9 protein-coding genes and 1 pseudogene are annotated in these 7,248 nt (G+C 45.9%); 1 reads left to right on the forward strand and 9 read right to left on the reverse strand.

The annotated features are described in order from the left end of the window. The 8 genes from AACQ81_RS00005 to AACQ81_RS00040 all read right to left on the reverse strand — a co-directional run. Positions 1–575: DNA-methyltransferase (locus AACQ81_RS00005; RefSeq protein ID WP_336885694.1), on the reverse strand; the 575-nt coding region annotated here is incomplete at its 3' end. Positions 576–754: 179 nt separating this feature from the next. Continuing rightward, positions 755–1,123: an antiterminator Q family protein gene (locus AACQ81_RS00010; RefSeq protein WP_237388285.1), complete on the reverse strand. Its 369-nt coding sequence runs from the start codon at positions 1,121–1,123 to the stop codon at positions 755–757. After that, the gene (locus tag AACQ81_RS00015; RefSeq protein WP_443089573.1) at positions 1,116–1,976 is read right to left on the reverse strand and encodes a helix-turn-helix domain-containing protein; all 861 of its coding nucleotides are present in this window, start codon (positions 1,974–1,976) and stop codon (positions 1,116–1,118) included. The genes AACQ81_RS00010 and AACQ81_RS00015 overlap by 8 nt, the downstream gene beginning before the upstream one ends. Further along, the gene (locus tag AACQ81_RS00020; RefSeq protein WP_237388287.1) at positions 1,973–2,953 is read right to left on the reverse strand and encodes a DUF7146 domain-containing protein; all 981 of its coding nucleotides are present in this window, start codon (positions 2,951–2,953) and stop codon (positions 1,973–1,975) included. Before AACQ81_RS00020 ends, AACQ81_RS00015 begins: the two co-directional genes overlap by 4 nt. Next, complete coding sequence (locus AACQ81_RS00025; RefSeq protein ID WP_237388288.1) at positions 2,950–4,581, reverse strand: DEAD/DEAH box helicase; 1,632 nt, start codon at positions 4,579–4,581, stop codon at positions 2,950–2,952. The genes AACQ81_RS00020 and AACQ81_RS00025 overlap by 4 nt, the downstream gene beginning before the upstream one ends. Further along, positions 4,575–5,291 carry an NUMOD4 motif-containing HNH endonuclease gene (locus AACQ81_RS00030; protein ID WP_237388289.1) on the reverse strand — a complete coding sequence of 239 codons (717 nt, stop codon included), beginning with the start codon at positions 5,289–5,291 and terminating at the stop codon, positions 4,575–4,577. The genes AACQ81_RS00025 and AACQ81_RS00030 overlap by 7 nt, the downstream gene beginning before the upstream one ends. 276 nt (positions 5,292–5,567) lie before the next feature. Beyond that, complete coding sequence (locus AACQ81_RS00035; RefSeq protein WP_237388290.1) at positions 5,568–5,864, reverse strand: hypothetical protein; 297 nt, start codon at positions 5,862–5,864, stop codon at positions 5,568–5,570. Further along, positions 5,854–6,087 carry a transcriptional regulator gene (locus AACQ81_RS00040; protein WP_443089572.1) on the reverse strand — a complete coding sequence of 78 codons (234 nt, stop codon included), beginning with the start codon at positions 6,085–6,087 and terminating at the stop codon, positions 5,854–5,856. Before AACQ81_RS00040 ends, AACQ81_RS00035 begins: the two co-directional genes overlap by 11 nt. A 104-nt stretch (positions 6,088–6,191) precedes the next feature. Between AACQ81_RS00040 and AACQ81_RS00045 the strand changes: the two genes are divergently transcribed. Beyond that, positions 6,192–6,884, forward strand: a complete 693-nt coding sequence (locus tag AACQ81_RS00045; RefSeq protein ID WP_237388291.1) for an XRE family transcriptional regulator — start codon at positions 6,192–6,194, stop codon at positions 6,882–6,884. A 248-nt stretch (positions 6,885–7,132) separates the two neighbouring features. Here the strand turns inward: AACQ81_RS00045 and AACQ81_RS00050 are convergent. Beyond that, positions 7,133–7,248 (reverse strand): annotated as a pseudogene (locus AACQ81_RS00050) (IS630 family transposase); the annotation flags it as partial.

A 7,248-nucleotide genomic window follows, 5' to 3' on the forward strand; every position in this document is an offset into this window, starting at 1 on the left:
CTCTTTCTGAACCAGTGGCTGGACATCTGTTTGCCCGTCGCCTGATTTATCTCTTTCAGTCTGATACCCGATGCTTTCCAAGTAGTACGAAAATAATCAATCAGCGGTTTAAACATGGATTGTTTCAGTTCTTCGCACCGGCGGGAATGCCCGTTGTTTTTCGGGTGATCAAACCGCTGATAATGTTCAGCGAAAATTATTCTTTCGGTTGCCGGGAAATAGGTTCTGAGGATTTCTTTGTTTTGTTTTAACCAGTAGCCAGAAGGTTTCGCCCAGATAATATGATTTAACACATTGAACCGTTCACGCACAAGCAGTTCCGTATCCGACGCCAGACGCGACCCACAGAACATATACAGGCTGCCATTGGGTTTCAGTACCCGCCAGAACTCAGCAAGCACTTCATCCAGCCACGCAAGGTATGCCGTGACATCTTTCCACTGGTTGTCCCATTGGTGCTCTTTCATCTGATAATAGGGCGGGTCAGTGGCGATCAGGTCAATGCAGTTATCCGGTAATGTTTTGATAAATGTTAGCGCGTCGTCGTTAATTAAGGTGAGGTCATTTAAATTCACAATCGTTTCCTGAATCGACGAAAAGCAAAGGGGATTTTAGGCAATAAAAAACCCCGCCGATGAGGCGAGGTCTGAAAATTCAATAAGCTGTGTGACGTTGCTATCACTCTTATCACAATAACCCGTAAATTTCGTTACGAAAAGCTTTTGTGTTATTTTTTTGATGTTTCTTTATGTATCTAAATATCCATCTCCAAAGTAACCTCCGCCATAATTAAACAGGCTTCTATAAAGGTTTCAGCGACCATCAGATTTTGACGTATCTTGCCCTCAGAGCATTTCTTTTTTCTGGCTATTTCTGATTTCGAAATGTCGTGAATGTAATGCAATTCGATTAATTCAAACTCATCTTGACGCCCTGCCTTTATCAGTCGCCCCACAGCACCATCTACAGCAATGCCATCGTTATCACAGCAAGAAGGTCTTGATTTTGACGTGAGAGGCAGTAACCCTTTGAAGCCTGCTGCGATAGGGGAATAATTGATACCGCTGTGTCCGCTGGCTGCCCATCCACCCCAGCGCTCTAATACCATCTGAATATCACGCATCAGCACACTCCCCTACCAAATTGAGGATAATTCTGTCGGTCAGCTCACGATCATGGAACCGTTCTTCTTCCAGCACCCACTTACAGACGTCTATCGCTTCCTGACGGCTTATCGGCTGAATAGTGGTCAGTTTCTCTTCAAGATATTCTTCCCGGTCATAAATATAATATCGCTCATCACCGTATCCGCCCGGATCCAGTTCTTTAGCAGCCACATTACGCATCTGAGATAACCAGTCCCAATAAAGGAACTCACGCACCACATCAGACAAGGTGTGCGGTTCGGGGAGCTGTTCAGCAAAGCCTTTCGCGGTTGCTTTACGTAATGTGTCTATTTCGTTAATGCGATCACCGTACATGCAACCTTGTGCATGTTCTTCTTCGCTCCAATAGTGGAAAGGCTCATAGATTTCAGCCAGTTCCCCCATCAGCATTAATTTTTCAGGTGCGGTCAGTTCCAGTGCCGCTTCATAGCTGGCAAAAATACCCCTGACTTTCGCCGCAGCTTTAATCTGTTCTTTCGCCCTGCTGATGTAGCCTTGCGGGTTATCCATGCTCAGGGTGCCAAAGGCAACCTGAAAAGCATGTGCGCCCGACTTCATCAGATAATCAGCATATTTTTGCTGCGCTGCTTTTGGGGTAATTTTCAGTTTCTTCAGAGCAACTTCTGCTGCGTCAAGGTGAGCGGGTTCATTGGTTTTGATGACCTCCAATACCCACAGGTAAGCATCTACCTGTTTGTTGCCGGTGATCTTGCGCTGAACGGGTAACGGCTTTACCGTGGCGATTGCTGTGCTGTAGCCCGGTTCAGGAATAGTGAAAAGTGTTTTATGTACTGTGTTGTCCGTCATTATTTTGTCTCCCGCTGCTTTTTCATAAATGTCAATTCTCTGGCCTGATCTCCGTTCTGGAGCAGGTCATTAAAATCCCCGTGATCCGACCAGCGAACACTGACCGTCTCAATATCGTTATTCGCCATCAGATTCTTGTGGGCGCATTCCATGGCGGCGGCATGGCCTGTGGCACTCCAGTCATTGTCTGCAAAGACGATAAGGTGTTTAACGCCCATCGGGGCAATAAATTTCGCCATATGCCCCGCGTTCATGGCTGACCATGTGTTCACGCCGTAGAGTTGCTTGCAGGAAAGTGCGGTTTCGATGCCCTCAGCAATGCCCAGCGTTGAATCCACCGGAAACATCCGAATAGCCACCGATTCGGCATATTTGAGATAGTTGTCTTCCTGTAGCGACAGCATTTTTTTGGTCACCGCTAAAGGCGCTTTCCGATCTCCGTCCAGATAGGTTCGGTGCAGGTAACATAATTGCCCGCGTGAATCTGTCGCCAGTGCCCACATCGCCTGATAATCCCCTTGGTGGGTCGGCTGCTTTTCACAGAAGTGAATTTGTTCAATAGGGTGATGACTGTAAATCCCCCGGCTTTGCAGGTATTTTTCGGCTGAGGTGCCTTTCAGTTCCGGCATGCGGGAGTAAAGGCTGATTATCTTTTGGCGGCTGTCTGCCACCGTACTGGTTTTAGGTTTGGGTGTGACCTTATCGCGCTGAATACCCAATAGCTGATCAATCTCATCCGCCAGCACCTTAAATTCTTTTCCCTGCGTCAGCCTGAGCAGTGCCCAGCCGTCCCCGGCATTGCAGGTACAGATGAAGGTTCCCCGCCCGTCACGGTCATCAATGCGGAATTTGCCTTTTTGCTTGCAGATTGGACAGTTACCCTTGAAGTGTTTATTGCCTGTCACGGGGGGCAGACCGTAGTATTCGAAAACTTTAGGCCAGTGCCCAATCACAGCCTCTGTTGTTTTTATTCTGTTCACAGCATGTCTCCCTGATGTGGCTGAATGCCTAATTTTTCACGGATATCACTGACCTTCTGACGGGCAACCTTAAGGCGCATTTCCTGCTGTTCGTGGCTGGACGGTGGCACCCGTTCCGCTTTCTTGCGGGATTTCGCCCACGCTATTTGTTTATGTTTGATGAAATTGCTTACTTCGGGCGTCAGTTCCTGCGGGGTGTCATGCAAGCCGTCAGGCGGAACACCGAACTTGTCTCTAAACGTATGGAATACCCAGCCATTACTGATAACCTTGCCTTGGGTGGCGCGCTGGTTCTGGTAATACTTCAACTGGGAGTAGAAACTTTGCTTCTCGGCCTGTGTGTAGGTGCGCTCTTTCAGGCTTAACTTCTTCAGGCCGCGAGTGGTATCGACATCAACATCCTCGCCCACCAGCGGCTTAAAGCCACACTTCGGGCAGACATAGACCCCCGCAGGCTTCATGTAGTGGCAGGAGGAACATTCTTTCGGTAACTTCTCCCGCTTCTCCTGCTCCCGGTGGCTGGAACCGGACTTCATGCCGTCGTTTTTGCCGGGCAGCTCGTCATATTCGATGCTGTCGGGATAGCCGAGGCGGTGGACGGTGCCGGAGTGATCCAGAATAATCGCCCTGTCCTTACCCGGAGCCGGGCGCAGCGCCCTGCCGATGGTTTGTAGCCAGCGGATTTCTGACTTGGTGGGACGGGCATAGATGATGCAACGCACGTCACTGTCAAAACCTGCCGCGAGGACGCCAATATTGACAATGATTTTTGTTGCGCCCTGCTCGAAACGGTGAATAATCACATCCCGTTCATCCTGAGGGGTGCTGGCGGTCATGACCCCGGCATTCACCCCGGCACGATTAAATTCGACCGTGATAAAGTTGGCGTGGCTGACATTGACGCAAAAACAGATAGTGGGCTGGTTCTCGCCCGATTTGAGCCAGCTACTCACGATATCCCCCACCAAATCCGACCCGCACATAATCTCGGCTAACTCATCCTCTTTGTAATCACTGCCGTACTCCTTGCTTGAGGATGATTTGACGCCGGACAGATCGGGCTTCGTTGGAGCGTAGAACTCATAAGCACTCAGATCACCGCGCTGGATTAATTCCTTAATCGTGGTGGGCTTTATCAGTTTCTGGTAATAGTGACCGAGGAACGGTGAAAATGGGGTGCCTGATAACCCGACCACCTTGCAATCTGTTTCTGATGTTAACCGGGAAATCTCTTCCAGTAGCTTTTTGCGTTTCAGATGCGCTTCATCAATCACCAGCAGATCAATATCTGCGGGAAACTCACGACGAATGAGCGTATCCGCTGACGCAATCTGGATCAGCTTCGACGGGTCTTGATTGGGATGGTCACGCCAGATAAAGGCGATTTCCTCTTCAGGTAAGCCATACTCAATAAAACGCTGGGCAGTCTGGTTTATCAATACGGTGAACGGTGCGACGAAAAGAACCCTCATACCCTTTGATACAAAACCCTTTGTGATGAAGGCAGATAATCCGGTTTTACCTGCACCCGTCGGGGCGTAGACCATGAAGGAGTTAAAGTTTTTCCAGTCCTGACGCAGCATATTTAAAGCGCGTTCCTGTGCAAAGTTAGGGGTAATGGTTAGCATGCTGTTGCCTCCATACCGATAGGTAATCTTTGGAAGCTGTACCCCTTATGACTTTTAACCCTACCAGCTATACAGGAGTATACGGCGGTATGACTTAACCCAAAGGCTATTAGTGATTTTTTACCAACAAAATCAATAGAATTACCTGTTTTGATATCTGTTGCCCTAATAACGCCTTTGAATTGTGCGTTACCTGAACCTTTAACAGTCATTAGCCCATTTGCAATCGCATGGTTGATATTTTGCTTATGCGTGACCCACTCAAGATTACTGATTCGGTTATCTGTTTTAACGCCATTTTTATGATTAACGCAGGGGTATTTATCTGTATTTTCAATAAACGCCATCGTAATTAAGCGATGGACAGCGAACTGGAACAAGGTGCCATTGATGCTAAAATTCACCGTCAAATAGCCATCTTTGCGCATTCTGGCCTTGAGTACACGGCCTTTAATCTTTCTGGTTTTAGTGTTCTCAGGCGCATATCTATCAAGACTGCGGACTCGCCCTAAATTACTAACCTCATAGCTATTGCTAAATTCTTCAATTGCTACTGGACGCCATTCCTCTAATGAAAAATTAGTGTCATAATTAGCTACGGAAACTTGCTTACTTATGATTTCCCCAGCAAGAACCGGAACAGTTTCGCTCGCCAAAGTTTGGCTGTTCTGTTTCTTGCACCCTTCCACATTTCCATTCTTCGTTAACATTGATACCCTCACTTGATTATTTTCCACTGCCAGAGGAGAAGCCCTTTTCTTATTCCTGTTTGGACGTCTAAACGGCTGCGGGCATTTGTAACCCCTACAGTGATCTATATTAAGATCTGAGTTCTTCCTCTTGGCTGTGCCTTCCCTAACACCCCTTTCAAAGATCACCCCCTCTTACTCCCCCTAGAAAGTTTTCCCCTCTTCCCCACATATCACCCCCTTTGTACTATTAAACTGATACGCCATTGTACTTATCAACAAGTACACCCTATGAAACTAAACTGCCTGCTTACCCGATACCGCTATTGGCTTTTCTGTATAACCCTGCATCGATCTGTGATTCTTGTTAAAAAACAACCGGAGCCATGTGTTGGCTGCCTTAGCTCCGGCATTACCCTTGCGATATGACACGGGTTCTTCATCCCACCGGAGCTTGTAGACGTAGGCGTATTTATCCCTTGCATACTCCCGCATCGAGGCGCTTTTCATGGCAGCCAGAATCTTTTGAATAAATTCAGCATCACCCGGCTGATAAACGTCGGGCATAGTGACTTGGGTGTAATCAGGAAACATGATCTTTCTCCGGTGGTGGAAATACCTTGGGCAGATCAGGGCGTAGCTCGTGGGCTTGGACTGCGCCGTTTGTGGCTTCGACGATTGCCATAACGTAATCAGCCTTAATGCGACTGCCATTTAACCAACGATAAACCGCCGGCTGAGTTACACCGCAAGCCCGAGCAAGAGACGCTTGACTACCTGTAATTTCAATAGCTCTTTTGACATGCAAATTAATCACATCGTATACCTTTTGTTATAGTTCGTTGGACTACACTAAACCAATAAATAACTTTTTGCAATAACTTAACTTATTTGAAATCAAATAACAAAAGGTATAGATTCATGCGCATGAAAACATTTGCAGAACGTCTAAATAAGGCATTACGCGCCTCGGACATGAGTCAAGCTCAACTCGCAAGCAGAGTGGGAGTATCCCAGCCTGCTATATGGCGCCTCGCATCAGGTCAAACAAGCACAAGTAGAAGGCTCGTGGAGATAGCTAATGCCTTGAATGTAAGCCCTGAGTGGTTAATGCACGGAGAGGAAATACTAAATACAGAGAGGCCTTCTTCAATAGAAGTTAAAAATACTGATGATAATAGTTATCACATAGAATCCCTTGATATTCAAACAAACTCAGATATTGATGTGACTGCCTCAACAGGGCTTTCAGAAACCATTAAAGGAATCATATACACGACAGAGCAGGCTAATGCCTTGTTTGGTAATCGCTCAAGCAAAGTAGTCAAAATAATCACAGTGCTTAGTGATAGCATGTCCCCTAGCATAGAATCTGGAGATCTGATCTTTATTGATATTTCAGTAAATTATTTCGATGGAGATGGCGTATATATTTTTGCACTGGATGGGCAGCTGTATGTCAAGCGATTACAATCAATGTATAAAAAACTAGCAATCATTTCAGACAACAAAAAATACGAAACTTGGTACTTGGATGAAGAAGAATTTTCTTATGTCAAGATTATAGCCAAGGTTCTTTTGCGCCTATCTTCCGACCACCAGCGTTTTGCTTGAAAACCCTCCAATCTGACAAATAAAAATTAACCGGGGCAACCCGGTTTTTTATTTCCAATAGTTATTAAAAAAATCATCAATTACTTTTATAATTAAAAAATTAATTAATTATATCAATAAGTTAATACAAAACCCTATAGATTAATAATTTTTTGTATTGCAATAAGTTATTGCGTGCTGTAGATTAATTTCACGGACAAGAAATCCAATAATTCAAAACCGATTACAATGAGGATATATATACCAATCTAACTTGAAGATGCAGGTTTTAAAATCTGAAAGTTGTCAGTCAGTCGAGTCGTGAGTTCTTTCGCTTTTTCTGGCAAAGTGGTATGAAAAAAGTGGCGAAGGGTTTCACGGAATG

It is taken from the genome of Xenorhabdus sp. Sc-CR9 (genome assembly GCF_963897815.1).
In the GTDB taxonomy this organism is placed as follows: Bacteria; Pseudomonadota; Gammaproteobacteria; order Enterobacterales; family Enterobacteriaceae; genus Xenorhabdus.